The 26,370-nt window shown below is 32.0% G+C and carries 25 protein-coding genes; 4 read left to right on the forward strand and 21 right to left on the reverse strand.

From position 1 onward, the window contains the following. A complete protein-coding gene (locus tag H0I27_RS16810) occupies window positions 1-639 on the reverse strand; it encodes a hemolysin III family protein (RefSeq protein ID WP_218731786.1) in 639 nt (212 codons plus the stop codon). Continuing rightward, entirely contained in the window at window positions 636-1,400 is a 765-nt protein-coding gene (locus tag H0I27_RS16815) for a 1-acyl-sn-glycerol-3-phosphate acyltransferase (protein WP_218731787.1), read from the reverse strand. The genes H0I27_RS16810 and H0I27_RS16815 overlap by 4 nt, the downstream gene beginning before the upstream one ends. A 196-nt stretch (window positions 1,401-1,596) precedes the next feature. Here H0I27_RS16815 and trpS point away from each other — a divergent pair, with 196 nt between their 5' ends. Continuing rightward, a complete protein-coding gene (gene trpS, locus H0I27_RS16820) occupies window positions 1,597-2,565 on the forward strand; it encodes a tryptophan--tRNA ligase (RefSeq protein ID WP_218731788.1) in 969 nt (322 codons plus the stop codon). A 64-nt stretch (window positions 2,566-2,629) separates the two neighbouring features. On the opposite strand, the gene H0I27_RS16825 is transcribed toward trpS, so the two are convergent. The 13 genes from H0I27_RS16825 to H0I27_RS16885 form a co-directional block, all read right to left on the reverse strand. Continuing rightward, on the reverse strand, window positions 2,630-3,124 hold the full coding sequence (locus H0I27_RS16825; RefSeq protein WP_218731789.1) for a DUF1761 domain-containing protein: 495 nt from the start codon (window positions 3,122-3,124) through the stop codon (window positions 2,630-2,632). Window positions 3,125-3,239: 115 nt separating this feature from the next. Next, window positions 3,240-4,226: a DUF4837 family protein gene (locus H0I27_RS16830; protein ID WP_218731790.1), complete on the reverse strand. Its 987-nt coding sequence runs from the start codon at window positions 4,224-4,226 to the stop codon at window positions 3,240-3,242. A 185-nt stretch (window positions 4,227-4,411) separates the two neighbouring features. Next, window positions 4,412-5,701 carry a lytic transglycosylase domain-containing protein gene (locus tag H0I27_RS16835; protein ID WP_218731791.1) on the reverse strand — a complete coding sequence of 430 codons (1,290 nt, stop codon included), beginning with the start codon at window positions 5,699-5,701 and terminating at the stop codon, window positions 4,412-4,414. An 8-nt stretch (window positions 5,702-5,709) separates the two neighbouring features. After that, entirely contained in the window at window positions 5,710-6,471 is a 762-nt protein-coding gene (locus H0I27_RS16840; protein WP_165731679.1) for an exodeoxyribonuclease III, read from the reverse strand. 47 nt (window positions 6,472-6,518) lie between these two features. After that, window positions 6,519-6,749, reverse strand: coding sequence for a hypothetical protein (locus H0I27_RS16845; protein ID WP_218731792.1), 231 nt, complete (start codon window positions 6,747-6,749; stop codon window positions 6,519-6,521). 1 nt (window position 6,750) lies between these two features. Next, window positions 6,751-7,404 (reverse strand): 3-oxoacid CoA-transferase subunit B, encoded by a 654-nt coding sequence (locus H0I27_RS16850; protein ID WP_218731793.1) that lies wholly within the window; start codon window positions 7,402-7,404, stop codon window positions 6,751-6,753. A gap of 146 nt (window positions 7,405-7,550) precedes the next feature. Further along, window positions 7,551-8,252 carry a CoA transferase subunit A gene (locus H0I27_RS16855; protein WP_218731794.1) on the reverse strand — a complete coding sequence of 234 codons (702 nt, stop codon included), beginning with the start codon at window positions 8,250-8,252 and terminating at the stop codon, window positions 7,551-7,553. 135 nt (window positions 8,253-8,387) lie between these two features. After that, window positions 8,388-10,652 carry a penicillin-binding protein 1A gene (locus H0I27_RS16860; protein WP_218731795.1) on the reverse strand — a complete coding sequence of 755 codons (2,265 nt, stop codon included), beginning with the start codon at window positions 10,650-10,652 and terminating at the stop codon, window positions 8,388-8,390. Between the two features lie 7 nt (window positions 10,653-10,659). Continuing rightward, window positions 10,660-11,154 carry a gliding motility lipoprotein GldH gene (locus tag H0I27_RS16865; RefSeq protein ID WP_218731796.1) on the reverse strand — a complete coding sequence of 165 codons (495 nt, stop codon included), beginning with the start codon at window positions 11,152-11,154 and terminating at the stop codon, window positions 10,660-10,662. Then, window positions 11,132-12,682: a regulatory iron-sulfur-containing complex subunit RicT gene (gene ricT, locus H0I27_RS16870; protein ID WP_218731797.1), complete on the reverse strand. Its 1,551-nt coding sequence runs from the start codon at window positions 12,680-12,682 to the stop codon at window positions 11,132-11,134. The genes H0I27_RS16865 and ricT overlap by 23 nt, the downstream gene beginning before the upstream one ends. 372 nt (window positions 12,683-13,054) lie before the next feature. Continuing rightward, window positions 13,055-13,285 (reverse strand): ferredoxin, encoded by a 231-nt coding sequence (locus H0I27_RS16875; protein ID WP_165731672.1) that lies wholly within the window; start codon window positions 13,283-13,285, stop codon window positions 13,055-13,057. After that, window positions 13,285-14,532, reverse strand: coding sequence for a peptidase U32 family protein (locus H0I27_RS16880; RefSeq protein ID WP_218731798.1), 1,248 nt, complete (start codon window positions 14,530-14,532; stop codon window positions 13,285-13,287). The genes H0I27_RS16875 and H0I27_RS16880 overlap by 1 nt, the downstream gene beginning before the upstream one ends. 4 nt (window positions 14,533-14,536) lie before the next feature. After that, window positions 14,537-15,568 (reverse strand): rhodanese-related sulfurtransferase, encoded by a 1,032-nt coding sequence (locus H0I27_RS16885; RefSeq protein ID WP_218731799.1) that lies wholly within the window; start codon window positions 15,566-15,568, stop codon window positions 14,537-14,539. 395 nt (window positions 15,569-15,963) lie between these two features. Between H0I27_RS16885 and H0I27_RS16890 the strand changes: the two genes are divergently transcribed. The 3 genes from H0I27_RS16890 to H0I27_RS16900 all read left to right on the forward strand — a co-directional run bounded on the left by H0I27_RS16890 (window position 15,964) and on the right by H0I27_RS16900 (window position 19,025). Next, a complete protein-coding gene (locus H0I27_RS16890; RefSeq protein ID WP_218731800.1) occupies window positions 15,964-16,953 on the forward strand; it encodes an aspartate-semialdehyde dehydrogenase in 990 nt (329 codons plus the stop codon). Between the two features lie 14 nt (window positions 16,954-16,967). Beyond that, window positions 16,968-18,014 (forward strand): ferredoxin--NADP reductase, encoded by a 1,047-nt coding sequence (locus H0I27_RS16895; protein ID WP_218731801.1) that lies wholly within the window; start codon window positions 16,968-16,970, stop codon window positions 18,012-18,014. Between the two features lie 345 nt (window positions 18,015-18,359). Then, window positions 18,360-19,025 carry a LysE family translocator gene (locus tag H0I27_RS16900; protein WP_208890541.1) on the forward strand — a complete coding sequence of 222 codons (666 nt, stop codon included), beginning with the start codon at window positions 18,360-18,362 and terminating at the stop codon, window positions 19,023-19,025. Between the two features lie 467 nt (window positions 19,026-19,492). Here the strand turns inward: H0I27_RS16900 and H0I27_RS16905 are convergent, their stop codons facing one another. Genes H0I27_RS16905 through nrfD form a run of 6 tightly spaced genes read right to left on the reverse strand, consistent with a single transcriptional unit; the run spans window position 19,493 to window position 26,326 of the window. Continuing rightward, on the reverse strand, window positions 19,493-21,274 hold the full coding sequence (locus H0I27_RS16905) for a cbb3-type cytochrome c oxidase subunit I (RefSeq protein WP_218731802.1): 1,782 nt from the start codon (window positions 21,272-21,274) through the stop codon (window positions 19,493-19,495). 24 nt (window positions 21,275-21,298) lie between these two features. Continuing rightward, entirely contained in the window at window positions 21,299-22,315 is a 1,017-nt protein-coding gene (locus H0I27_RS16910; RefSeq protein WP_218731803.1) for a cytochrome c oxidase subunit II, read from the reverse strand. A gap of 38 nt (window positions 22,316-22,353) precedes the next feature. Next, window positions 22,354-23,760, reverse strand: coding sequence for a quinol:cytochrome C oxidoreductase (locus H0I27_RS16915; RefSeq protein ID WP_218731804.1), 1,407 nt, complete (start codon window positions 23,758-23,760; stop codon window positions 22,354-22,356). 28 nt (window positions 23,761-23,788) lie between these two features. Then, on the reverse strand, window positions 23,789-24,331 hold the full coding sequence (locus tag H0I27_RS16920) for a cytochrome c (RefSeq protein ID WP_218731805.1): 543 nt from the start codon (window positions 24,329-24,331) through the stop codon (window positions 23,789-23,791). Window positions 24,332-24,341: 10 nt separating this feature from the next. Then, the gene (locus H0I27_RS16925) at window positions 24,342-24,869 is read right to left on the reverse strand and encodes a DUF3341 domain-containing protein (RefSeq protein WP_165731663.1); all 528 of its coding nucleotides are present in this window, start codon (window positions 24,867-24,869) and stop codon (window positions 24,342-24,344) included. Between the two features lie 2 nt (window positions 24,870-24,871). Beyond that, window positions 24,872-26,326, reverse strand: a complete 1,455-nt coding sequence (gene nrfD / locus H0I27_RS16930) for an NrfD/PsrC family molybdoenzyme membrane anchor subunit (RefSeq protein ID WP_218731806.1) — start codon at window positions 26,324-26,326, stop codon at window positions 24,872-24,874. Window positions 26,327-26,370 lie beyond the last annotated feature (44 nt).

A 26,370-nucleotide genomic window follows, 5' to 3' on the forward strand; every position in this document is an offset into this window, starting at 1 on the left:
TTACAGGTAGTAAATTCCAATAAAATGACTGATACTGCCTAATAAAACAAATACGTGAAAAATGGCGTGGTTATAAGGTATCTTTTTGATGGAATATAATATAGCGCCAATGGTGTAAAAAACTCCTCCGCCAATTAATAAGTTTAAATTAAAACTTGGTAAAGCAACCATTAAAGGTTTTATAAAAAACACCACTTGCCAGCCCATTAAAAGATACATTGCTGTAGAAATTTTATCGAACCTTCCTGTAAAAAATAGCTTTAAAATAATACCTGTTAAGGCAAAAATCCAAACCGCAATAAACATATACCAACCTAAGTCAGAATTTAAAGCGACCAAACAAAAAGGAGTATAACTCCCAGCAATTAAAGCATAAATAGCGGCATGATCAAAAATATTTAACCGTCTTCTTTTCTTCGGATTTTTAGCAGCATGATAAAATGTAGATGCTGCATATAAAACAATTAAACTCACCCCATAAATAACAAAACTAGCAATATCCCAAAAGTTAGCATAGTTGGTTGCTTTTACTATTAAAAAAGGAAAAACAATTACACTTGCAAGCAAACCTAAACCATGAGACAAAACGTTTAAGCGTTCTTCTGTTTCGGAATATCCTGGATTTAATTTTACACTCATTTTGTGCTATTTGTATCTTTCATATACTTTTTATCATTTGCCAAATCGTTGTAAATCATATCAAATGTCTTATCTTTTAATTGATCTCTATCTTTTAAAGACAACCCTTTTGTAGAAATAAATTTATGCTGGCGTACTCTAAAAACTCCCATACCTCCTTTAAAAATATCCCAAGAAAACAAACGTTTACAATCGTAATAAACTTGTGGTACAATTGGTATCTCAAACTCTATTGCTAAACTAAAAGCTCCTTTTTTAAATGGTGCCAAAATTACATCTTCTTCCGGCACTAATCCTTCTGGAAAAATAGCCATACTTACGCCGTTTTGCAATCTTTTTTTAGCCATGCTAAAAACTCTTCTTCTACTTTCGGGATTATTTCTATCTACCATAATTACCACTCGTTTATAGAAAAAACCAAAAACAGGAATTTTAACCAACTCTTGTTTACCAACAAATACAATAGGATTTTTACTGATGGCAATCAAAACAAAAGGATCCATTAAAGAAGTATGGTTTGGGCAAAACATATAACTTTTATTCGGTTCTAATTCTTCATCAAATTGTACATTTAAACGAAAACCCATTCCGTAAATTAGAATTTTAGATAAAACTCTAGCAATTCTCCAAAAAATATGATAATGCGCTTCTTTAAAAGTGAATAACAATAAAAGTGGAGACATCACTAAAATAGTTATGATCATTAAAAGGTAAAACCACAAACGCCAAATTAAAAGAAAAGGAACCTTAAGGTACTTCATAGAATCAATAAAAGTTGCTAGATGATTTAAAATAGTAATCACTTAAAAAGAATAAAGTTACTCTCCTAAAATTCTACTATCAAACAAAAATACTAATATTCTTTTGTTTGATAGGTTTTCTTAAACAAAACCTTATTTTTGTAATTGCAGAGAGTAATGAGAAGCTCTCCATCAAAAAAAAGATAAAAACAATATAATGTCTAGAATTTTAACAGGTGTACAAAGTACAGGAACTCCACATTTAGGAAATTTATTAGGGGCTATTTTACCAGCAATAAAAATGGCAAATAGTCCAGGAAATGAATCTTTTATATTTATTGCAGATATGCATTCTTTAACCCAAATTAAAGATGGAAAAGAATTAAGAGAAAACACGTACAGTGTTGCTGCTACTTGGCTTGCTTGTGGATTAGACATTAATAAAACCATATTTTACAGACAAAGCGACATACCACAAACTACAGAATTGACTTGGTATTTAAGCTGTTTTTTTCCATATCAAAGACTAACTTTAGCACACGGATTTAAAGATAAAGCTGATAGATTAGGTGATGTAAATGCAGGTTTATTTACCTACCCAATGTTAATGGCTGCAGATATTTTATTGTATGATGCAGAAGTTGTACCTGTTGGTAAAGATCAGTTACAACATTTAGAAATGACCCGTGATGTAGCCAATAGATTTAACAATATTGTCGGCGAAACATTGGTTCCGCCTCAAGCAGAAATTCAAAAAAACACAAAATTAGTTCCTGGAATTGATGGTGAAAAAATGAGTAAATCTAGAAATAACATTATCAATATTTTCTTACCAGACAAGAAGTTAAGAAAACAAATAATGTCTATTAAAACAGATAGTTTAGGTTTAGAAGATCCTAAAAACCCAGATACAGATAATGTTTTTGGACTCTATAAGTTATTAGCTTCTGATGAGCAGATTGCAACAATGAGAGCAAATTACGAAGGTGGTAATTATGGCTACGGACACGCAAAACAAGCTTTATATGAATTGATTCTTGAGCAATTTTCACCAATAAGAGACCGTTACAATCATTATATGGAAAATAAGCATGAACTTGATGAGGCTTTAAAAATTGGAGCAGAAAAAGCAACTGTAGTTGCAAACGGAGTTCTAAAAAGAGTAAGGTCAAAAATTGGTTACTAAACCTATTTTACCAATATAAAAACCACGCTAAATGCGTGGTTTTATTTTTTAGATATGGTTTACTCTATGCCCATTCACATATAATACCTCCCATAAATGCCAAAGTTACTATCCAATAACCAGCATTAATAGCAACGTATTTTACTGATTTCCTTTCAAACATTGCTATAATTGATAAAATAGGTAATACAAAAAACAGTCCCGTTAAAATACCGTGTAATAAACCGTGTTTAAAGGTTCTATAATTATTTCCATACTTAGTCATAAAGTCCTCAAAATAAGCCAACGCTTCACCTTCTAATTCTGTTGAACCAGATACTAACATTGTAGAGAAAACACCACCTTGATGAATTACAAGAGATTGTAAAATGAAAGCTATAAAAAAACTAAATATATAACAGAGTATAAACGTTAATACCATATTCTTGTTAGCTAAAGATTCTTTGGTAAATCCCATTTCTTTCATCCAAGTATTTCCAAGTAAGGGACCATACCAGATAAAACCGATAACTAAAGGAATTAAAGCAGCTATAAAAAAGATGTAAATATTCGTTTGCATGATTAAAAGTTTTTGGTTGAATACCAAATATAGCTAATCTGAAATTAGAAATTTATTCCATAAAAAAAGCCGAAAACAAATGCTTTCGGCTTCAATAAGACTTTATAAAGTCCTTTTATTTGATCTTCATAGATTTTGCAGTTGCTTCTAACTCAAACAAAAATGCTCTTTTGTTAACAGAAGGTGCATACGTGAAACCTTCAAAAATAATTAATCGGTTGTTCTTTTTATCCACCACCGTATAGTTTAAAAATGGACCTGCCATAAAATCATTTTTAACTTCCCACTTACCACGAGTTTCATAGGCTTTTTTACCATCTATAACAGCATCAAAAGTAAAAGGAGTATATGCTTTTTCTGTAATCATATGCATGGTTTCTGGGTCTGAACCTGGTATATATTTCTTACCAATTCTATTTCTAACAGCTACAATACTATCAGATACTTGTGTTTCATCTTCTAAAGGAACAGAATACACTAAAATATTATTACTTCCTGTTTTTGCAATTCCGCTTGATAAATGCTGACGCAACCATAAAAAATCTCCCGTATCATCTACGGTGTTAAATTTATTATTGATGGTTAATGAAATCCCTAAATTTTGAAGTGTTTTAAATTGAGAATCATCCAATTTGTTTTTTGCAAACAAATTTTGAAGCATTTTAACATCCGAAGCTATAAAGGTTTTAATAATTTCTTCATGATGTTTTTTAAACAAGTTTACAACACCTTCTTTGTCTTTAGCATACACATAAACAATAGTTTGTGGATCTGCATAAACATTAGTTCTAACAAAATATTTTTCTTCATCGGCAACACCAATAACCAGAATATTTCTACCAGCTTGCATCATCTTTCCAAAACCATTTGGAGCCACTTGAGAAACAGATAAAAGAGGCTCTGGTTGGGGCAAACCAACCATCAATTCTCCAAAAGAATTTCTTATTTCTTTACCAATATCACCAGCCCAATCACTAGCTTTAGTAACTACCATTACTTTGTTTACTTTACCAACAGATGATCGTAAAGTAATTTTATCGTTACCTCCACCACATGAGGTAAATAAAACTGTAAATGCAAGTAACGTAAATATTTTTTTCATGAGTTTAGTTATTTTTATGTTATAAAGTTGGTTCTTACTTCTAAAAGTTTAACACTCCAAATACTGTTCCACTTTTAAAGTATTTCTAAGAAAAACAAAAATGTTTATCAGAAATACTTTACAGCTGGTTAACAATGTATTTTTCCTGTTCGGTTTTACTACTTTATTATTTCTCTAAACAGAGACTATTTCCCTATTTTTTTAGGATAAACAGACAATCTTTGCCCTATTTTTAATCGGCTTGTTTTTAAACTATTCCAACGTTTTAAGTCACTTACCCGAACTCCAAATTTATTTGCTATTTTACCTAAAAAATCTCCATTAACTACTCTGTAACGTATACGTTGGTCCATTTCGAAATACTTAGGTAAAGGTTTTTCTCTCTGCGCATCATCTGTATCTGCCAAAGCATAAATTTCTTTTTCCTTATCTAAAAACTCAATAATCTTGTTACTTGGTAATATTAAAGCATAATTTTTATCTTCTACAAACGGAATAATATCCAATTTATAAGACGGGTTTAACTCAGACAACACCTCTTCATCAATAGCTATCTTCTCTGAAATTTGATCGAAACTAATGGTTCTTTTAACATGAATTGTATCTGTCTGAAAATTAAAAAATTGTGGAAGTTCAGAATAAATATTATGTTCATTTGCATATTCAAAAATATACATCGTTGCATAAAAAGCAGGTACATAACTTGCGGTTTCTCTTGGCAAATAAGGTCTTATATTCCAATAATTTGTATATCCTCCAGAACGCTTAATAGCTTTTCTTACATTTCCAGGCCCAGAATTGTAAGCTGCTAAAGCTAAATCCCAATCACCAAAAACAGTAAATAACTGACTTAAATATTTACAAGCAGCAATTGTTGCTTTTACGGGATCTTGGCGCTCATCTACATAAGAACTCACTTTTAAATCGAACTCCACTCCTGTGCCATACATAAATTGCCACAAACCTGTTGCTCCAGCTCCAGATTTAATTTTTGGTCTTAAAGCAGACTCTACAATAGCCAAATATTTCATTTCTAAAGGAATATCATATTGATCTAAATATTGCTCGAACATTGGAAAATAGTATTTTGCTTTTGCCATTAAAGCAGGATAGTATCTTTTACGATGCAATAAATAACTATTAATTACTTGTTCTAAAGAAGGATTAAATGCTAAATTAAAAGGCGTTTTATTATTTAAAGCAGTAAGACGTAATTTTAATAAATCTGTTGTTAAAACAGTGCTTGTGTTTCCTATAATATCTATATCATTTATTACATAACTTAACGAATCTACTAAAGCCGAATTAAATTTATCATCAACTAATAAGCTATCAATTGCATCTAAATCTGCATCAGAAAAAAAACTTTTTCTAACAGGCTCTTTTAAGGTGTCTTTGGTTATAAATAAAGTATCTTTTTTTATTTGTGAAAAAATAGTACTAGTAAATAGGAGGAATATAATTAGTTTATTCATGTTTTGTTTTAAATGTCAAGTTCTACTGCAATTGGGCAATGGTCTGAATGTTTTGCTTCTGGTAAAATATAGGCTCTAGAAATTTTTTCTTTTAAAGGTTCTGAAACCATCGCATAATCTAAACGCCAACCTTTATTATTTGCCCTAGAATTTGCTCTGTAACTCCACCAAGAATATTCTTGTTTTTCTTGATTTAAAAAACGAAAACTATCTATAAACCCGTTCTTAATAAATTCGCCAATCCAAGTTCTTTCTACGGGTAAAAAGCCAGAAACATTTTTCATTTTTGGGTTGTGAATATCAATTTCTTCATGACAAATATTATAATCTCCACAGATTACTAAATTCGGAATTTCTAGTTTTAAATTATTGATGTATTCTTGAAATTCATCCATGTATTTAAACTTAAAGTCTAACCTTTCAGAATTAGTACCAGAAGGTAAATACAAGCTCATTACAGAAACACCATCGAAGTCTACACGTAAATTTCTACCTTCAAAATCCATAGATTCAATTCCGGTTCCATACTCAATATGATTTGGTTTTTCTTTACAAAAAATAGCTACAGAAGAGTATCCTTTTTTCTGTGCAGAAAACCAGTAATGATATGGGTAACCTGCATTTTCAAAATCGGTAAGATCTAATTGTTCTTTATGTGCCTTGGTTTCTTGTATGCAAATTACATCTGGATTTGCGGCTTCTAACCAATCTAAAAATCCTTTTTTTAATGCGGCTCTAATGCCGTTTACGTTGTATGATATTATCTTCATGTATGCTTTTTAATTTCCTGATAAAGGAAAACACTCTTATTTTTAATTTATTGCTCTAGCACTATTGGATCCTTTAAAAATACCCAAGTAATCTGCTTTTTCTTTCCTGCTTCAGTTAGAATTAATCTTTTTCTTGGCGATATTATAAATGCTAAAACGGCACAAATACTCCCTTTTAAAAGGAAGTTATCCATTGTATACAATTGATCAAAAATGAACATAAATACAACAATAAGAATTGGATAAATAATCCAATATGTTTTCTTAAATAAATTCATTTTAAAACTTCATTTCTGGTATTTCCCCATTAACTACCAATGTTCCTTCTGTTGCTTCCTGAATATCTTCTACAGAAACACCAGGAGCTCTTTCTAACAAGTGAAACACGTTATCTCTTACTTCTAGAAATGCTAAGTTTGTTACTATTTTTGTTACACAACCAACTCCCGTTAAAGGCAAAGAACATTTCTTTAAAATTTTAGACTCACCACGTTTATTGGTGTGCATCATGGCAACAATAATATTTTCTGCAGAAGCAACTAAATCCATTGCGCCTCCCATTCCTTTTACCATTTTTCCTGGAATTTTCCAGTTGGCAATATCACCATTTTCTGCAACTTCCATTGCTCCTAGAATAGTTAAATCTACATGCTTACCACGAATCATTGCAAAACTCATAGAAGAATCGAAAAAACTTGCTCCAGGCATCGTTGTTATCGTTTGTTTCCCTGCATTTATAATATCTGCATCTTCTTCACCTTCAAAAGGAAAAGGTCCCATTCCTAGAACACCATTTTCACTTTGAAACTCAACCTCAATACCTTCACGGACGTAATTTGCAACCAAGGTTGGAATACCAATACCCAAGTTCACATAAAATCCGTTTTGAACTTCTTGTGCGATTCGCTTTGCAATTCCTATTTTGTCTAACATATTATTAATTTGATGATTAATAGATTTAATAATTAGAAAAAGTATTAATTTAACCTCATGTCATTCCTGTAAAAACAGAAAACTATCATTAATTTTAAATTAATACAGTATCGATTCTTGTCTACACAAGAATAACAAACGAATAATTATTCGCGATTACGCAACGTTCTTTGTTCAATTCTTTTCTCGTAATCTTTACCTTGAAAAATACGTTGTACAAATATTCCGGGAATATGAATATTGTTTGGGTCCAATTCACCAACTTCTACCATTTCTTCTACTTCAGCCACAGTAATTGTTGCGGCACCGCACATATTAGGATTAAAATTTCTAGAAGTTCCTTTAAAGATTAAATTACCTGCTGCATCTCCTTTCCAAGCTTTTACAAAGGCAAAATCCGCTTTAAAAGCAGGCTCCAAAACATACATTTTACCATCAAACTCTCTGGTTTCTTTTCCTTCTGCAACTTCTGTTCCGTAACCTGCAGGCGTATAAAATGCAGGAAAACCAGCTTGTGCAGCTCTACATTTTTCAGCTAATGTTCCTTGTGGAGTTAATTCTACTTCTAACTCTCCAGATAACATTTGGCGTTCAAACTCATCATTTTCTCCTACATAAGAAGAAATCATTTTTTTTATTTGCTTATTTTGAAGTAATAAGCCTAAACCAAAATCATCTACACCTGCATTATTAGAAATACAAGTAACATTTCTAACATTTAGTTTTACAAGTTCTGAAATTGCATTTTCTGGGATTCCACATAAACCAAAACCACCCAACATAAAAGTCATTCCATTTTTAACGCCTTTTAAAGCATCTTCTACGTTTTTTACCTTTTTATTGATCATAATGTTCCTGTTTTAGAGCTTCCCGACTATGCGCGAAGTGACATTCTTGTAATTTACTGAAAAATAAATTTAGCACAAAATAAAGAATTTATTGAAATAAAGAATCCCCTAAAAACTTAGGAGACTCTTTCTATACTAAAAATCGGTATCTTCATCTATAGGAGTATCCTCATCACCAGATGTATCATTACAATCAATATTGATTGATAAGTTCTCTGGTTTTTCAAAATCTTTCTTACTCACATTTAACGTTTCATCTGCATATACTTTTTGCATATATAACGCCCAAGAAGGTAAAGCCATTGTAGCACCTTGTCCTTTTGCAATACCTGCAAAATGAGTTGCTCTATCTTCTCCACCTGTCCAAACACCTGTTGCTAAATTAGGCACAATACCCATAAACCAACCATCTGATTGATTTTGAGTGGTACCTGTTTTACCTGCAATAGGATTTGTAAATTTATAAGGATGACCTGTAATATAATCGGCTTTTTTCCAAGGTAAACGTAAACGAACACCAGAACCAGATTGGGTAACTCCTTTTAATAAATCTAGCACAACATAAGCAGATTCTTCGCTTAAAACCTCTTTCGTTTCTGGTGTAAATTCTTCTAAAACAGTTCCGTTTTTATCTTCAATTCTTGTTAAAATCATTGGTGCAACTCGTAAACCTTGATTTGCAAAAGTAGCATAGGCACTTACCATTTCTAATAATGATAAATCTACGGCTCCTAATGCAATAGAAGGATTTGCAGGAATATCACTTTCTATACCAGCAGATTTTGCTAAACGCACTACATTTTCTGGACCAACCATATCTATTAATCTCGCAGACATTGTATTTACAGAACCAGCTAAACCATCTTTTAGGCTTAACATTCCTCCATACTTTTTACTCGCATTTTCTGGTGTCCATGCTTTTGGTATTCCATATTTTCCTTTTGGAATTGTATAAGGTATGTTTGGAAATTCATCACAAGGAGATAATTTTAATTGATTAATTGCAGCAGCATATACAAATGGTTTAAAGGTAGAACCTACTTGCCTTTTTTGTTGTGCAACAGCATCATATTTAAAATGCTTGTTATTAACTCCTCCTACCCAAGCTTTAATATGACCAGATTGTGGCTCAATAGACAACAATCCAGCACGTAAAAAGTATTTATAATATCTTACAGAATCCATTGGAGACATAACAGTATCAATATCACCTTTCCAAGAAAAAACACTCATTTCCGTTTTTGTTTTGAAAACTTCATCAATATACTTATTAGATTTTCCTGCAATTTTTAATCGCTTATATCTATCCGAGTTTTTCTTAGCTCTTTCTAAAATTCTGTTAATTTCAGATTCTTTTATATCATAAAAAGGTGCTGTTTTGTTTCTTTTTTGTTCTGTAAAAAAGTAAGACTGTAAATTAGACATATGTTCTTCAATAGCTTCTTCTGCGTATTTTTGCATTCTAGAATCTATAGTTACATAAATCTTTAAACCGTCTCTAAAAATATTATATTCTTCTCCATTTGGTTTTGGATTTTCCTCTACCCATTTTCTTAAATATTTTTGTAAATACGTTCTAAAATAAGTTGCAGAACCATCACTATGTCCTTCTTTATGAATATCTAAACCTAAATCTAATGCTTGTAAAGAGTCTTTTTCTTGTTCTGAAATAAATTCGCTACGGTTCATTTGTTTTAACACAACGTTCCTACGATTTTTTACACGTTCTGCTCTTCTTAAAGGATTAAATAATGATGCATTTTTTAACATACCAACCAACATTGCAGATTCTTGCACCTCTAATTCTTTTGGTTCTTTACCAAAATAAATACGAGCTGCAGAACGAATACCAACTGCCTGGTTTATAAAATCGTACTTATTTAAGTACATTGTAAGAATTTCGTTTTTGGTATATTGTCTTTCTAATTTTGTAGCAACCACCCATTCTTTTACTTTTTGGCCAACTCTTAAAAAGATATTTCTAGAAGCTCTACCAGTAAATAACATTTTTGCTAATTGCTGTGTAATTGTACTAGCACCTCCACTTCCTGGTTTTAAGATAGCTCTTGCAGTTCCTTTAAAATCGATACCAGAATGCTCAAAAAAACGTTCATCTTCCGTTGCTACTAATGCTTTTATTAAATTATCTGGTAAATCAGTAAACTTAATAGGTGTTCTATTTTCTGTAGCATATTTACCCAATGTTTTACCATCTGAAGAAATAATTTCTGTTGCTAAGTTATTTTCTGGATTTTCTAACTCTTCAAACGTTGGTAATTTTCCTAAACCACCCCAAGAAGCAATTAAAAACAATAATAATATTGATGCAAATCCACCTAGAACTAGCAACCAAAACCATTTAATATATTTTTTAAAATCTGTCGTTTTCTTCTGTGTCATTTCTATTTTAATTTTCTATGCTAAAGCCAACATCCTGAATTCCTTTTAAAAATTCAATTGCCTTTACTTCTCCATTTTTACGCATTGCATGGCGCACATTAAATGTATAATTTCCAGAAATTGGAAATGCCTTTTTTTCTTTATAAAATAATTTATTTTCTTTAATCTCTGTAAAACCAACACCTAAAAAACGCCCTGTTTTATCTGCCATTTCGTATTGTAAAGTATCTACAACCTTTGTTTCATTAGGAAAAACAAGCTCTGTAATAAGATACAAATTACTATAAGCATACTCATTATTATTTCTAATATTGATAAATAGATTTTTTGGAGAAATAGTGTCTTTTACATCAAACTCAAAAAATATTTTCTCATTCGCTTTCCAACCTTCATTGTCTATTGATTTATATAGATTAAAATCTGATTTATCATCACAAGAAAACAGCAATAAAAGAGATCCTAAAACAATTAAAAAAGGATTACTTTTCAGAATTGTTGTCATTTTTAGGGTTATTATTTTTACGGTTTCTATTATTTCTTCTTGGCTTATTTACCTTTTTAACTTCTCCTTCTGGCTTTTTTATATCCTTAGCTTCTCCTTCTGGTTTCTTTACATCACCTTGAGGTTTCGGTCTTGGTTTTCTTTGCGGCCTTGGTTTTGGCTGAGCATTTGGTTTAGCCTTTTGATTCGGATTCCCATTCGGATTCAATTTAGCTTTGGGCTTCTGATTTGGGTTTGTATTTAGTTGTTTCTTAGCCTGTGGCTTTCTTTTCTGATTTGGGTTCGGCTTTTGACTGGTTGTTGCCTTTTGGTTAGGATTTGGTTTTTGATTTGGGTTAGACCTTGTCCTTGGCTTATTATTATTATTATTATTAGCAACTGCCGCCGGTTTTTTCTTATTTCTTCTCTTACGATTACTTGTTTTAGGAGCATCAAAACGCGTTAAACTATCTTGCCCAACAGCATCTTCGAAATCTACTTTAACAGGAATTTCTACATCCGCTTCATATTCTTCTAACGAAATAGATTTTTCATTATTTTTATTAAGCGCTATTATTTCTAAAACTTGTTCTAATGTAAGTCTAAACCATTTAAAACGCTCTTCTTTGTAGGTATACCAAAGATGATTTTTAAAAATATCCATCTTTACAAATACGGCATCTCCCTTTTCTGTTTTTAGTACTAAATCTTGTTTCGGAAATGATTTTAAAGCATCTAAATACGTGTCTAATTCAAAATTTAAACAACACTTTAGTTTACCACATTGTCCTGCTAACTTTAAAGGATTTAAAGATAATTGCTGATAACGTGCCGCAGACGTTGTTACTTTTCTAAAATCTGTTAACCAAGTAGAACAACATAACTCTCTACCACAAGAACCAACACCACCTAAACGGGCAGCTTCTTGCCTTGCACCTACTTGCTTCATTTCTACACGAATAGAAAATGCACTTGCCAAATCTCTAATTAACTGTCTAAAATCTACTCTTGTATCTGCCGTATAATAGAACGTAGCTTTATTTCCATCACCTTGATATTCTACATCAGACAACTTCATTTGCAAACCTAAACGTCCTAGAATTTCTCTTCCTTTTCTTTGCGTTTCTTCTTCTTTGCCTCTTGCCTCTTGCCAAATATCTATATCTCTCTGACTCGCTTTTCTGTAAATTTTCTTTACATCTTCATGATCTGCGGTAATTTTGCGTTTTTTCATTTGCACTTTTACCAACTCTCCTGCCAAAGAAACTGTACCAATATCATGTCCTGGAGCACCTTCTACCGCCACAATATCTCCCATAGTGATGGGTAAATTATCTGGATTTGTATAAAAATGCTTTCTTCCGTTTTTAAAACGGACTTCAAAAATATTAAATCTTTCTTGTCCGCTTGGTAACGTCATATTAGACAACCAATCAAAAACGGCTAGTTTATTACTACCACTTCCGCAGGTTCCTGACCCACAATTACCATTACTCTTGCAACCTTTTGGTACTCCATTTTCTGTTGTACCACAACTTCCACATGCCATGTAAGTATATATATTTTTATAGTTGATAGTCTTTAAAGTTTATTATTAGCAGCAAATCCACTAAAAACATCGCTATAAAACCTAAAAACCTCTTGGTTCATAAATTGATTATCAGACAGATACTAACACACCGCCTCATCTTCACTAATTCGTAAATATACGCATTCTCAAAGAATGAAAAAATAGGTTTATGAAAGTTAACAAAACTACTTTTTAATTTATTGATACTTCAAATGTAGTCTGAAAAATTGTTTGCTCCCTCATCCGTTTAGTATTTGCATGGGTTTAATTAGTATTCGTATAAAAACCTCTTTTTTTAACAAAAAAAAGCCCTCAATAGATGAGGACTTTATTTTAAAACTTATGTAATTCTTAAACTTGCTTTACTTCAATAATTTTTACAGGACACGCTTTTTTTGCTTCTAAAGAAGGATAAAAAATAGATTCATCAAAAGATTTTATAGTGAAAAAACCTTTCTTTTCTATGGAATGTAACAATACCGATTTTCCGTCTTTTTTAGACATCTGAAACTGACTTGGAGCAACTTCTACACAATAATTACAACCAATACATTTGTTTCTTTGTAATGTAATTACCACCATTAGTTTTGTGCAAATTCAGTTTTTACAATCTTGTACAACTTGTCTGATCTTCTTATTTTGAAATCTAATTTCATGGTAACTTCGTCTCCTTTAGTTGCTTTTTCGGCTGCAACATCATTCACAAACATTTGCTTAACTTCCATTTCTTGTGCTCCGGTGGTTGGACCTGTAATTAAAATGGTATCTCCCAAAGCAACATCATACGCGTCAATTTTAAATTGACCAATTTTAGCTTTATCAAAATAATGTTCTCCTTTCCCTAAATAAACTTTCTTTTGTGTTGCATGAGAACCAGATTCTTTACTCCATTCTCCCAATTTCTGACCTAAATAATAGCCATTCCAAAAACCACGATTATAGACTTTTTCTAGTTCTTGCATCCAAGAAATTACTTTTTCCTTGTCGTAGGTTCCGTTTGCCAAACTATCAATTGCATCTCTGTAACATTTAATTACTTTGGCTACGTATTCTGGCGCTCTTCCTCTTCCTTCAATTTTTAAAACTTTAATTCCGGCATCTGCAACTTGGTCTAAAAAGTCAATCGTACATAAATCTTTAGGAGACATTATATACTCATTATCTAACTCCATTTCAAAACCAGTTTCCTGATCGATAACCGTATATTTTTTTCTACAATTTTGTTTGCAAGCACCTCTATTTGCTGATGAATTATGCGAATGCAAACTCATATAACATTTACCTGAAACTGCCATACACAAAGCACCATGACCAAAAATTTCAACTTCAACCAATCTGCCTGAAGGTCCTTTTATTTGATCTTTCTCAATTGCTTCTGTAATCTTTTTTACTTGTCGTAAACTCAACTCTCTACTTAAGACAATTGTATCAGCAAAAAGTGCATAAAACTTTACAGTTTCTTTATTTGTAATATTAATTTGCGTAGAGATATGGACTTCCATTTGTTGTTCTCTCGCCATAGAAATCACTGCTTGATCCATGGCAATTACCGCAGTAATATTTGCTTCTTTTGCACGTTTTATCAATGTTTTTACTATTGATAAATCATGGTCGTAAACTATAGTATTTAATGTAAGATAGGTTCTCACATTTTTTTCTGAACATCTTTTAGAAATCTCTTCTAAATCATCTAAAGTAAAATTAACAGAAGCTCTTGCTCGCATATTAAGCTGCTCTACTCCAAAATAAATAGAATCGCAACCATTATCTAAAGCAGCTTGCATAGATTCAAAATTACCGGCTGGCGCCATTAATTCGATTTTTTGCATGACTTTACTTTTTAAATTTTAAAGCTTCAGAACGACCTTTCTTAAAGATCTTATTGCTATTTCCTTTTCCTTTTCTTAATTCCTTTTGCTCTTCAAAAGACAACTGAATTATTTCTTGGCAATCTGCAGAACAGGTGTTTTCTGTTCTTTCTGCACATTCATCACATTGAATAAACAATAAATGACATGCCTCGTTGGCACAATTTGTATGCTCATCACACGCTTTACCGCATTGGTGACAGTTAGAAACTACATCATCTGTAATACGTTCTGCTCTTCTATGATCGAACACAAAGTTTTTACCGATAAATTTATTCTCGATGCCTTCTTCTTTTACCTGACGTGTGTATTCTATAATTCCGCCTTCTAACTGAAAAACATTTTTAAATCCTTTGTGTTTGTAATACGCAGATGCTTTTTCACAACGAATTCCGCCAGTACAATACATCAACAAGTTTTTATCTTCTTTATTGTCTTTTAAATCTTCTTCTATAATATCTAAAGAATCTCTAAAGGTATCTACATCTGGAGTTACAGCACCATCAAAATGACCAATTTCACTCTCGTAATGATTACGCATATCTACACAAACCGTATCTGGGTTTGCTAACATTGCATTAAATTCTGCAGCATTTAAATGCACTCCTTTGGCAGTAACATCAAAAGTTGCATCATTTAAACCATCAGCAACAATTTTGTTTCTAACTTTTACTTTTAGCTTTAAAAAAGATTTATTATCGTGCTCTACAGCAACATTTAAACGAATATCCTTTAAAAAAGAAATACTGTCTAATTGGTCCTTTAGGGCATAAAAGTTTTCTGATGGAACAGATAATTGAGCGTTGATACCTTCGTATGAAACATAAATTCGACCTAAAACATCGAGTTCATTCCATTCTAAAAATAATTTATCTCTAAATAATTGTGGGTTTTCTATCTTAAAATATTGATAAAAAGAAATTGTTAAGCGGTCTTTGCCAGCTTCGTCTATTAATGCAGCGCGTTCTATTGCGCTTAACTTATTGTACAGTTGCATGCTATACTAATTAGGTTAACGTTTTAAACTGAACTCGTTTCAGTTTTTTTTTATAAGCTGCAAAGTTACTGATTTTAGAAAGAGATTTTATGATTTTTATCATGGATTTGAGAGACTTTGCTAGGTCTTAAAAAAGCTAGCAAACAAGATTAGCCCTGATTGAAGTGACATCCTTTTTTATTTTTCATAAAAAAGATATAACGGAAAGCAGGAAATAGCTTCAAAAAAATAAAGATCCTATTATTTAAAAATTACCACAAACTGTTTAAATTTAAACATTAGAAAAATTTGTGATTCAATTTTAAACTTTGGTTGATTTATAAGGGGTTAAGTGATTTATATAATTATTATTTTTAGGATATTTGCAACTCAATATAATATTAAATTTTTAGGCGATGAAAATAGCTGTAGTAGGTGCAACTGGAATGGTGGGCACAGTAATGTTAAAAGTTTTAGAAGAGCGTAACTTACCAATAACGGAATTAATTCCTGTAGCTTCTGCAAGATCTGCTGGAAAGAAATTATCATATAAAGGGAAAGAATATACCATAGTTACTTTAGAGGATGCTGTAAAATTGAAGCCAGATGTTGCTTTGTTTTCTGCAGGTGGAGACACTTCTCTAGAATGGGCGCCTAAATTTGCAGAAGTTGGTACAACAGTTATCGATAACTCTTCTGCTTGGAGAATGGACCCAACAAAAAAATTAGTGGTTCCAGAAATTAATGGAGACGTTTTAACAAAAGACGACAAAATTATTGCAAACCCTAATTGTTCTACAATTCAGTTAGTGGCAGTTTTATCTCCGTTACATTTAAAGTATAAAATGAAACGTGTGGTTATTTCTACATATCAATCTGTTTCTGGTTCTGGCGTTAAAGCTGTGCAGCAATTAGATAATGAAGAGGCTGGTATAGATGGCGAAATGGCATATCCTCATAAAATTGGTAGAAATGCAATTCCACATTGTGATGTTTTCTTAGAAAACGGATACACAAAAGAGGAAATGAAATTGGTAAAAGAACCTAAGAAAATTTTGCGTGATGATTCTTTTTCTGTTACTGCAACTGCGGTTAGAATACCTACTGCGGGGGGACATTCTGAAGCTGTAAACGTTCAGTTTGAAAATGCCTTTGATTTAGCGGAAGTTAGAAAAATATTAAGTGAAACTCTTGGAGTAATTGTAGAGGATGACTTGGCTAACAACGTATATCCGATGGCAATAAATGCACATGATAAGGATGAAGTTTTTGTTGGACGAATTAGAAGGGATGAATCTCAAGAAAATACCTTAAATTTGTGGATCGTTGCAGACAACTTACGTAAAGGTGCAGCTACAAACACAATACAAATTGCCGAATATTTAATTGCAAATAATTTGGTATAAAATAAACATTTTTAATGGCAACATTTCATAAAGTAAATATACACGAAGTGATTAGAGAAACCGCAGATGCGGTTTCTCTTGTATTTAAAATACCCGGTAATTTAAAGTCTAAGTTTGCTTTTCATGCAGGGCAATACTTAACACTTAAAAAAACGATTAACGGTAAAGAAGTTAGAAGAGCCTATTCTATTTGTTCTTCTCCTAGCGATTCTTATTTAAAAGTAGCTATTAAAGCAGTAGAAAATGGTACTTTTTCTACGTATGCAACTACAGAATTAAAAGAAGGTAATTTTATTGAAATTTCTGAACCTGAAGGTCTGTTTACCCTAGAAACAAAACCTAATAAAAACTACATCGCTTTTGCTGCAGGATCTGGTATAACACCAATTCTATCTATGGTTAAAGATGTATTAGAAAACGAAGTTTCGTCTACTTTTACATTAATTTATGGTAACAAAACAGTTGCAGATACTATTTTTAAAGAAGAATTAGATGCTTTAAAAGAAGCAAATCCAGATCGTTTTAACCTACACTACATTTGTAGTAGAGAACAGCTAGAAGGTTCTTTATTTGGTAGAATAGACAAAGCACACACTAATTTCTACATTAACAATAGTTACAAAAATACTTCTTTTGATGCTGCTTTTTTATGTGGACCAGAAAGTATGATTGATGAAGTTTCTGCAACACTTACAGAACGTGGTTTTGCTAAAGGGAATATTCATTTTGAATTATTTACAACTTCTATAGACGAAGAGGCTGTAGCGGAGATAAAAGAAGGTACTACAGAAGTTATTGTAATGCTAGATGATGAGGAAACAACCTTTACTATGAACCAAACTGACGATCTATTATCGGCCAGTTTACGTAACAATTTAGATGCTCCATATTCTTGCCAAGGAGGAGTTTGTAGCACCTGTATGTGTAAGGTTACAGAAGGAAATGCTATTATGATTAAGAATTCCATTTTAACAGATAGCGAAATTGAAGAAGGATTGGTTTTAGCCTGTCAGGCATACCCTACAACTTCAAAAATTTCAATAGATTTTGATGATGTTTAAAAATATATAGTTGTCCTGCAAGGTTTCAAAAGCCTTGTAGGTATCAACTTCTATAAATACCACTTTTTTTTGGCGTTCAAGCGGGCTTTCCGCTATACCTTTTTACCAAAAAGGATGTCGCTGCAATCCCCAGTTATCTATATTAAATACCGGAAGAACCAGGCTTTAAAGTATTAAAGAACCTCATAACAAGTTCACAAACGTATTACAAGGAACGTAGAGAGAAATTTCATAACATTAAAACATAAAACTGACAATATTATTTCACTTAAACTTGATACATTACTAAACCAATTATAAAATCTCATAATTGGTAAATCCTAATTAAACAATTACCTTTATCCAATGGATATTTACGACTTTAAGAATGCTTTTTTAATAGGTTTTTTCATGGCTTTTATGATAGGGCCTGTTTTTTTTATGCTTATTCAAACCAGTATTTTAAAAGGAGCTAGAGCAGCAATTGCGTTCGATCTTGGTGTTCTTTTAGGGGATGTTACTTTTATATGTATGGCATATTTTGGAAGTAGATCTTTTTTAGAAAAAATTAAAGATGACCCTAGACTCTTTTTTATTGGTGGCCTAGTACTTATTGTATACGGTTTAATAACTTATTTTGACAAACAAAACAAAAAAGAGGCTTTAGCATCTGCAGAAACTATAGTCGTCCCTGTTAAAAACAACTATATAAAACTGTTTTTTAAAGGTTACTTTTTAAACTTTATAAATATTGGCGTGTTAGCATTTTGGTTGGGTACCGTGTTGGTAATTGGACCTACTTTAAACATGAATTCTAACAGTATATTTTGGTATTTTGCTACCATAATTTTAGGGTATGCAATTACAGATCTTGGTAAAATACTTTTAGCAAAACAATTAAAAAGTAAAATGACTCCTTTAGTAATTTATAGACTAAAGAGAATAATGGGAATTATATTAATTATCTGTGGTGTTTTTTTAATCTTAAAAGGGTTTATACCTAATGATAAAATAGATAATTTTATCAGTTAAAACCGTCGTTTATTCAATTACAGCTATACCCCAAAGAATCATACTTTACAGTTATATCAATAGACTTACTTTAGTTTACTATCGATTACGAAAACTATTTTGTAACAAAGCAATAATTAAATCGGGTACTACAATTAATTTGTATGTAAAAAAATACTACTATTTAAAAGTCTTAAAACAGCTCTTTTAAAGACATATTATTCTGATCAATAAAGTAATTTATTATAAAGTAAAAACAGCGCATTAGTTAGCTTTCATAAACTCTAAAACAGCTAATAATAACTTGTTCTACTAAAGTCGTTATGCATTTCTGCATATATACTTTCTCAATTAATTCACCATAGCCCCCCCACAACAACACTTTATAACGAATACTATAAATACTAATAAAAACAAAAAACCAGTGAATAAATTCACTGGTTTTATATCTTAAATATCATTTAAAACAAAATGATGTATTTTATTTTCTAAGAAGGTTCTTCTCCTTCTAATAAAGGCACTGTTTGTAACACAAAGTCTTCTCCATGTAAATATTCACTATCATCATCTTCTGGATCTACACGCTTACTATAATCATACGCCCATCTATGAACTTCTGGTAATTTCCCTGGCCAGTTTCCGTGTACATGATCTACAGGAGTTGTCCATTCTAAAGTAGTTGCATTCCAAGGATTCATTGTTGCTTTTTGACCTCTATAAATAGAGATAAAGAAGTTTGCAATAAAAAATATTTGAGCAAAACCACCAACTAAGGCAAACAATGTAATTACTATATTAATATCAGATAAATCATCAAACATAGGAAATGCTGTGTTAGAATAATATCTTCTTGGTAAACCTGCTAAACCAATAAAGTGCATTGGCCAGAAAACTCCATAAGCACAAATGATGCTTAACCAGAAATGCCAATATCCTAATGTTTTATTCATCATTCTACCATACATTTTAGGAAACCAGTGATACACACCAGCAAACATTCCAAAAATAGCAGAAACACCCATAACTAAGTGGAAATGCGCTACAACAAAGTACGTATCATGAACATTAATATCTAAAGCTGAATCTCCTAAAACAATACCTGTTAAACCTCCTGTAACGAATGTAGAAACCAATCCGATAGAGAATAACATGGCAGGATTTAATTGAAGATTACCTTTCCACAATGTCGTTAACCAGTTAAATGATTTTACTGCAGATGGAATTGCAATTAGTAACGTTGTAAATGTAAATACAGACCCTAAAAAAGGATTCATACCTGATACAAACATATGGTGTCCCCAAACAATTGTAGATAAAAAAGCAATTGCTATAATAGAACCAATCATTGCACGGTAACCAAAAATAGGTTTACGTGAATTAATGGCTAAAATTTCTGAAACAATACCCATGGCAGGTAAGATTACAATATATACCTCAGGGTGACCTAAGAACCAAAATAAGTGCTCGAATAATACAGGAGAACCCCCTTGATAATGTAAAACTTCACCAGCAATAAAAATATCTGATAAATAGAAAGAAGTACCAAAACTTCTATCAAAGATCAATAATAAAGCAGCAGACAATAATACAGGGAAAGAAACTACACCAATAATGGCAGTTACAAAGAATGCCCAAATTGTTAAAGGCAATCTCGTCATTTTCATTCCCACAGTTCTTAAGTTAAAAACTGTTGCTATATAATTTAAAGATCCTATTAAAGAAGATGCAATAAAAATAGCCATAGAAACTAACCATAACGTCATACCCATTCCAGAACCTGGAATTGCTTGTGGTAAAGCACTTAATGGAGGATAGATTGTCCATCCTGCTGCTGCTGGACCAGCTTCAACAAACAAAGAGCAAACCATGATGATACATGAAACAAAGAACATCCAATAAGACACCATGTTTAAAAAACCTGAAGCCATATCTCTAGCTCCAATTTGCAATGGTATTAACAAGTTAGAAAATGTACCACTTAAACCAGCCGTTAATACAAAGAATACCATTATAGTACCGTGTATTGTTACCAAAGCTAAGTACATATCCGGATTCATTACACCGTCTGTTTGGTGATCTCCTAAAAATGCTTCAATTAAAGAAAATGATTTTTCTGGCCATGCAATTTGCATACGAAATAACATAGACATAAATACCCCAATAATTCCCATAAACATACCAGTTACTAAGAACTGCTTAGAAATCATTTTATGATCTTGGCTAAAAATATATTTTGTTACAAATGTTTCTTTATGATGATGTTCTGACATAATCTTATTTATTTGTAGTGTCTTTTAATTATTATTATTTAATACTGATGATAATGTTGGCTGCTCTGCAATCCATTTGTCATATTCTTCTTGCTCAACAACTGTAATTTTCATTTGCATGTTATAGTGAGAAGCTCCACAAATTTTATTACATAACAATAAATAATCAAACTCATAAGGATCTTCTCCATTAGCTTTTCTTATTTTATTGATTCCTGCAGTTTTCTCTACAACCTCAGATTGTTGTCTCATCTCTGCAGTAGTATATTTTGGAGTAAAACCAAATTCAGTTACCATACCTGGTACACAGTTCATTTGCGCTCTAAAGTGAGGCATATAAGCTGAGTGCAAAACGTCTTGAGAACGAAACTTGAAATGAACTTTTCTACCTTTAGGTAAATACAATTCAGTTACTTGTTTATCATCTAAAGCATTTTTATCATCCATATCAACACCTATAGTGTTCATACCTTTAATATAGTTTACGTTTCCTAAACCTAACGTATTATCTTCACCTGCATAACGAGCATCCCATCTAAACTGCTGAGCATAAACCTCTATTACTACAGGATCTTCTAAGTCGGATAAATCCATGATGTTATTCCATTGCCATAATCCATAACCAATTAGAACAACTAAAACAACAGCTGGAGTAATGGTCCAAATAGCCTCTAATTTATGACTGTCTGAATAGAATTTTGCTTTCTTTCCTTTTTCACCTTTATACTTAAAAGTAAAATAGAAAATTAAGAATTGCATTAAAAATTGAACAATACCAATTAACCAAAATGTAATATCAAAAAGGTTATCATCATGTTCTCCTTCATAAGAAGCAGATTCTGGTAACATTACAACATTCATGAAGATTAAACAATAAATCATCATTGCATATAAAAAAACCATAAAGTAAATGGCATTTCTACCTTGGGTTGCGTTGTCTTTATCAGTAGCGATTACGCTTCTTAAGTTTAATATTCTGGTTATTTGCCAAAAACTTACACCGATTGCAACAGCTATAAAAATATAAAATAGAGCTAGCATATTTATCTCGTCTTAATTATTTTAATTCAAATTATTTATTAATGATGATCTCCTGAACCTTCACCTCTGTGTTCAATATTATAATAGTGGTAATGTTTACTTTCTCCTAAGAAAGGATTACCAGTTGGTATAGCACTTGCTTTTGCAAAAGAACTAAAAGTAGCATATATAAATACTCCTATGAAGAACAATATTGCACCAATTTCAGGGATACCGAAAGACCATTGATCACCAACAGTACCTGGCATAACCATAACAAAAATATCAATATAATGACCGCAAAGAATTGCAACACCTCCAATAACGATAAACCAAGGAATACTTTTAAAGTCACTATTTAATAATAACAATACAGGAAAAGCAAAGTTCATTACTACCATTGCTAAGAAAGGAAAGTTATATTCATTAAATCTCATTGCAAAATAAGTAGTTTCCTCTGGAATATCTGCATACCAGATTAACATAAATTGAGAAAACCATAAGTATGTCCAAAAGATAGAAAAACCAAACATATATTTTGCTAAATCATGAATGTGACTATCGTTTACACCAGGTAAAGCTCCTTTAGAACGTAAATATATTGTAACTAAAGCAATTACCGTTAATGCACTTACTAATAAACTAGATAAAACATACCAACCGAATAATGTAGAGAACCAGTGTGGGTCTAATCCCATAATCCAATCCCAAGACATCATTGTTTCAGTGATCATAAATACGAAAATAAAACCTACAGAAGCATTATAACTCAATTTATACGTTTTTCCTCCATCATTTGCAGTATCTTCTTTTATAGAATTTCTACGGATAAACCATCTGTATGCATTCCATAAAGCTAAATAAATAATACTTCTAATAGCCCAACCTGGAACGTTTATCCACCAAGATTTACCATCTACAATAGGATCGTAATTAGGACTTGTAGGATCAAATACTCCTTCTGCCATCCACGGGAACATATGATTCCAATGCATTACAGCCGAAATTACTATAAGAACCATTACAATTGAAGTTGGTACTAAGTTAGCAGTAATTGCTTCCATTACCCTAAACAAAAGAATAGACCAACCCGCTTGCGCAACTCTTTGAATTGCATAAAAAGCTAATACCAATAAAGTAATTCCCAAAAAGAAAAACAATGCTACATATACTGCAGACCATGGTTTATTTTTTAACTGATGTAAAACATGTTCAGCATGTGCGTCATCATGAGATCCATCTACTGAACCATGGCTTTCACCATGTGCTTCACTTTTATGCCCATCAGCACTAACCTCTTCATGAGAACTAGCATGACTATCACCATGTGAAGCCTGTTGTGCAATAACTTCTTTAGCTTCTTCAACTGTTTTAGGAGCTGAATAAAAACCATAACCAATTCCCACTAAACCAATAAGTATTAGTGCTAATGAGAATGTTTTTAATTTACCTGAGAATTGATACATATCTTTTTCGTATTCTTTCTAATTGAAATTATAATTCTGAACGTAATTTTTCTACGTACTGTACTATTTGCCAACGCTCTGTATACGTTGTTTGAGATGCATGTGAACCCATTAAGTTTTTACCGTGCATAATTACATGATAAATACTCCCTGTGTTAATATCTCTATCTTTATAATTAGGGATACCAGAAAATTTATCTCTTTGAGATAAAACTCCATTACCATCTCCTGCTTTTCCATGACAAGTTGCACAATAAATCTCGTACATTGCTTTTCCATTTGCCAAACTTTCTTCTGTAGTTTCTAAAGGATTAGTAACCGTAAGTTTAGACAATTCATACCCTTCATTTGTATTAGGGATATCATAAGTAGCATGTCCGCCTCTTGCAATTGTTCCTGCAACAGGTTTACTATTTACAGGTTCTCCATTAAGACCATTGGCTCCATTTACATCATAAGGCACAGATACGTACATATCTGGCATAAATTGTAATTGCGGCTTAGTTTTATCATTACAAGAAATGATACTTGTAAGCGTAAATAAAGCGATAATTAATTTAAAATTCTTCATTTTCTATATATTAGTGCTTGTCTACTACATTAATTTCTACAGCTCCTGTACTAGCTAATAAATCAATAATTTTAGCTTCGTTGTTATTTACAGGGATTTCCATTAAAAAATGATCATCTGTAGTTCTTGGATCTGGATTCTCAGCTTCTTTAAATGGCCATAATCTACTTCTCATATAAAAAGTAATTACCATTAAGTGAGCTGCAAAAAACACTGTTAATTCAAACATAATTGGCACAAACGCAGGCATGTTTGCCCACCAAGAAAAATTTGGCTTACCACCAATATCTTGTGGCCAATCTTGAATCATCATGTAATTAGTCATCCAAATAGCAAATGCTAATCCTGTAATTCCGTATAAAAATGCAGTAATTGCTAATCTTGTTGGTGCTAATCCCATTGCTTTGTCTAATCCATGAACAGGAAAAGGACAAAATACTTCCTCTATATGAAGATGTTCTGCTTTAACAGCTTTCACTGCGTCCATTAGAACTTCGTCATCATTATAAAATGCGTGAATAACTTTTGATGATTCCATAATTATTCTTTATTAGATTTATCAGTTGTACCTGCTACGTTTGCTACATTAATAGCTGGTTTAGTTGGTATACCTTGTTCTCTTCTCTTCTTGTAAAACTCTCCAGAAGATTTTAAAATAGTTTTTACTTCCGCTTGTGCAATTACCGGGAATGTTCTTGCGTATAATAAGAATAATACACCAAAGAAACCTATAGTTCCCACAAAAATACCAACATCTACAAACGTAGGTTCAAAACGCCACCATGTAGATGGTAAATGACCTTTACTTAATACAATTGCAATAATATCGAAACGCTCAAACCACATACCAATGTTAATTGCAATAGAAATAATAAAAGTAATTACAAAACTTCTTCTAAATTTCTTAATCCATAATAACTGTGGTGTAATAATATTAAATATTATTAGTGACCAGAATGCCCAAGCATAAGGACCAGTTGCAGCACCTACAGATAAATATGTATAGTTCTCATAAGGTGAACCTGTATACCAAGCAATAAAGAACTCTGTTGCATACGCCACAGCTACAATACCACCTGTTAAGATAATTACAATGTTCATATACTCAATGTGCATACGTGTAATGTAATCTTCTAAATTAGTAACCTTTCTCATAATTCCTAATAACGTTTGTACCATTGCAAATCCAGAAAAGATTGCTCCTGCTACGAAATAAGGAGGGAAAATAGTTGAGTGCCAACCTGGGTTAATAGAAGTAGCAAAATCCATAGATACAATTGTATGTACAGAAAGTACTAATGGTGTTGCTAAACCTGCAAGTACCAAAGATACTTCTTCAAAACGTTGCCAGTCTTTTGCTCTACCAGACCAACCGAATGATAATAAAGCATAAATTTTCTTTTGGAAAGGCTTCACAGCTCTATCTCTAATCATTGCAAAATCTGGTAATAAACCTGTCCACCAAAAAACTAATGATACAGATAAATAAGTTGATATTGCAAAAACATCCCATAATAATGGCGAGTTAAAGTTTACCCATAACGAACCAAATTGATTTGGCATTGGCAATACCCAATATCCATTCCAAGGTCTACCCATGTGAATCAATGGAAACAATCCTGCTTGAAAAACGGCAAAAATTGTCATTGCTTCTGCAGAACGGTTAATGGCCATTCTCCATTTTTGACGGAATAATAAAAGTACTGCAGAAATTAGTGTTCCTGCGTGACCGATACCAACCCACCATACAAAGTTTGTAATATCCCAAGCCCAACCAATGTTCTTGTTCAATCCCCAAACTCCAATACCAGTACCTATGGTATAAAAAATACATCCAAATCCCCAAAGCGTTGCAGCCAAAGAGATATAAAATGCTATGTACCAATTTTTATTTGCAACTCCTTCAATAGGTTTTGCAATGTCTTCTGTAATATCGTGATAACTTTTATCACCTAGTACTAAAGGTTCCCTTATGGGTGCTTCGTAATGAGACATATTTTTATTACTTAGTTTAATTATAGTTTTTAAACTTTCAAAGT

Origin of the sequence: Polaribacter sp. HaHaR_3_91, from assembly GCF_019278525.1 — a bacterium.
Lineage (GTDB): Bacteria > Bacteroidota > Bacteroidia > Flavobacteriales > Flavobacteriaceae > Polaribacter.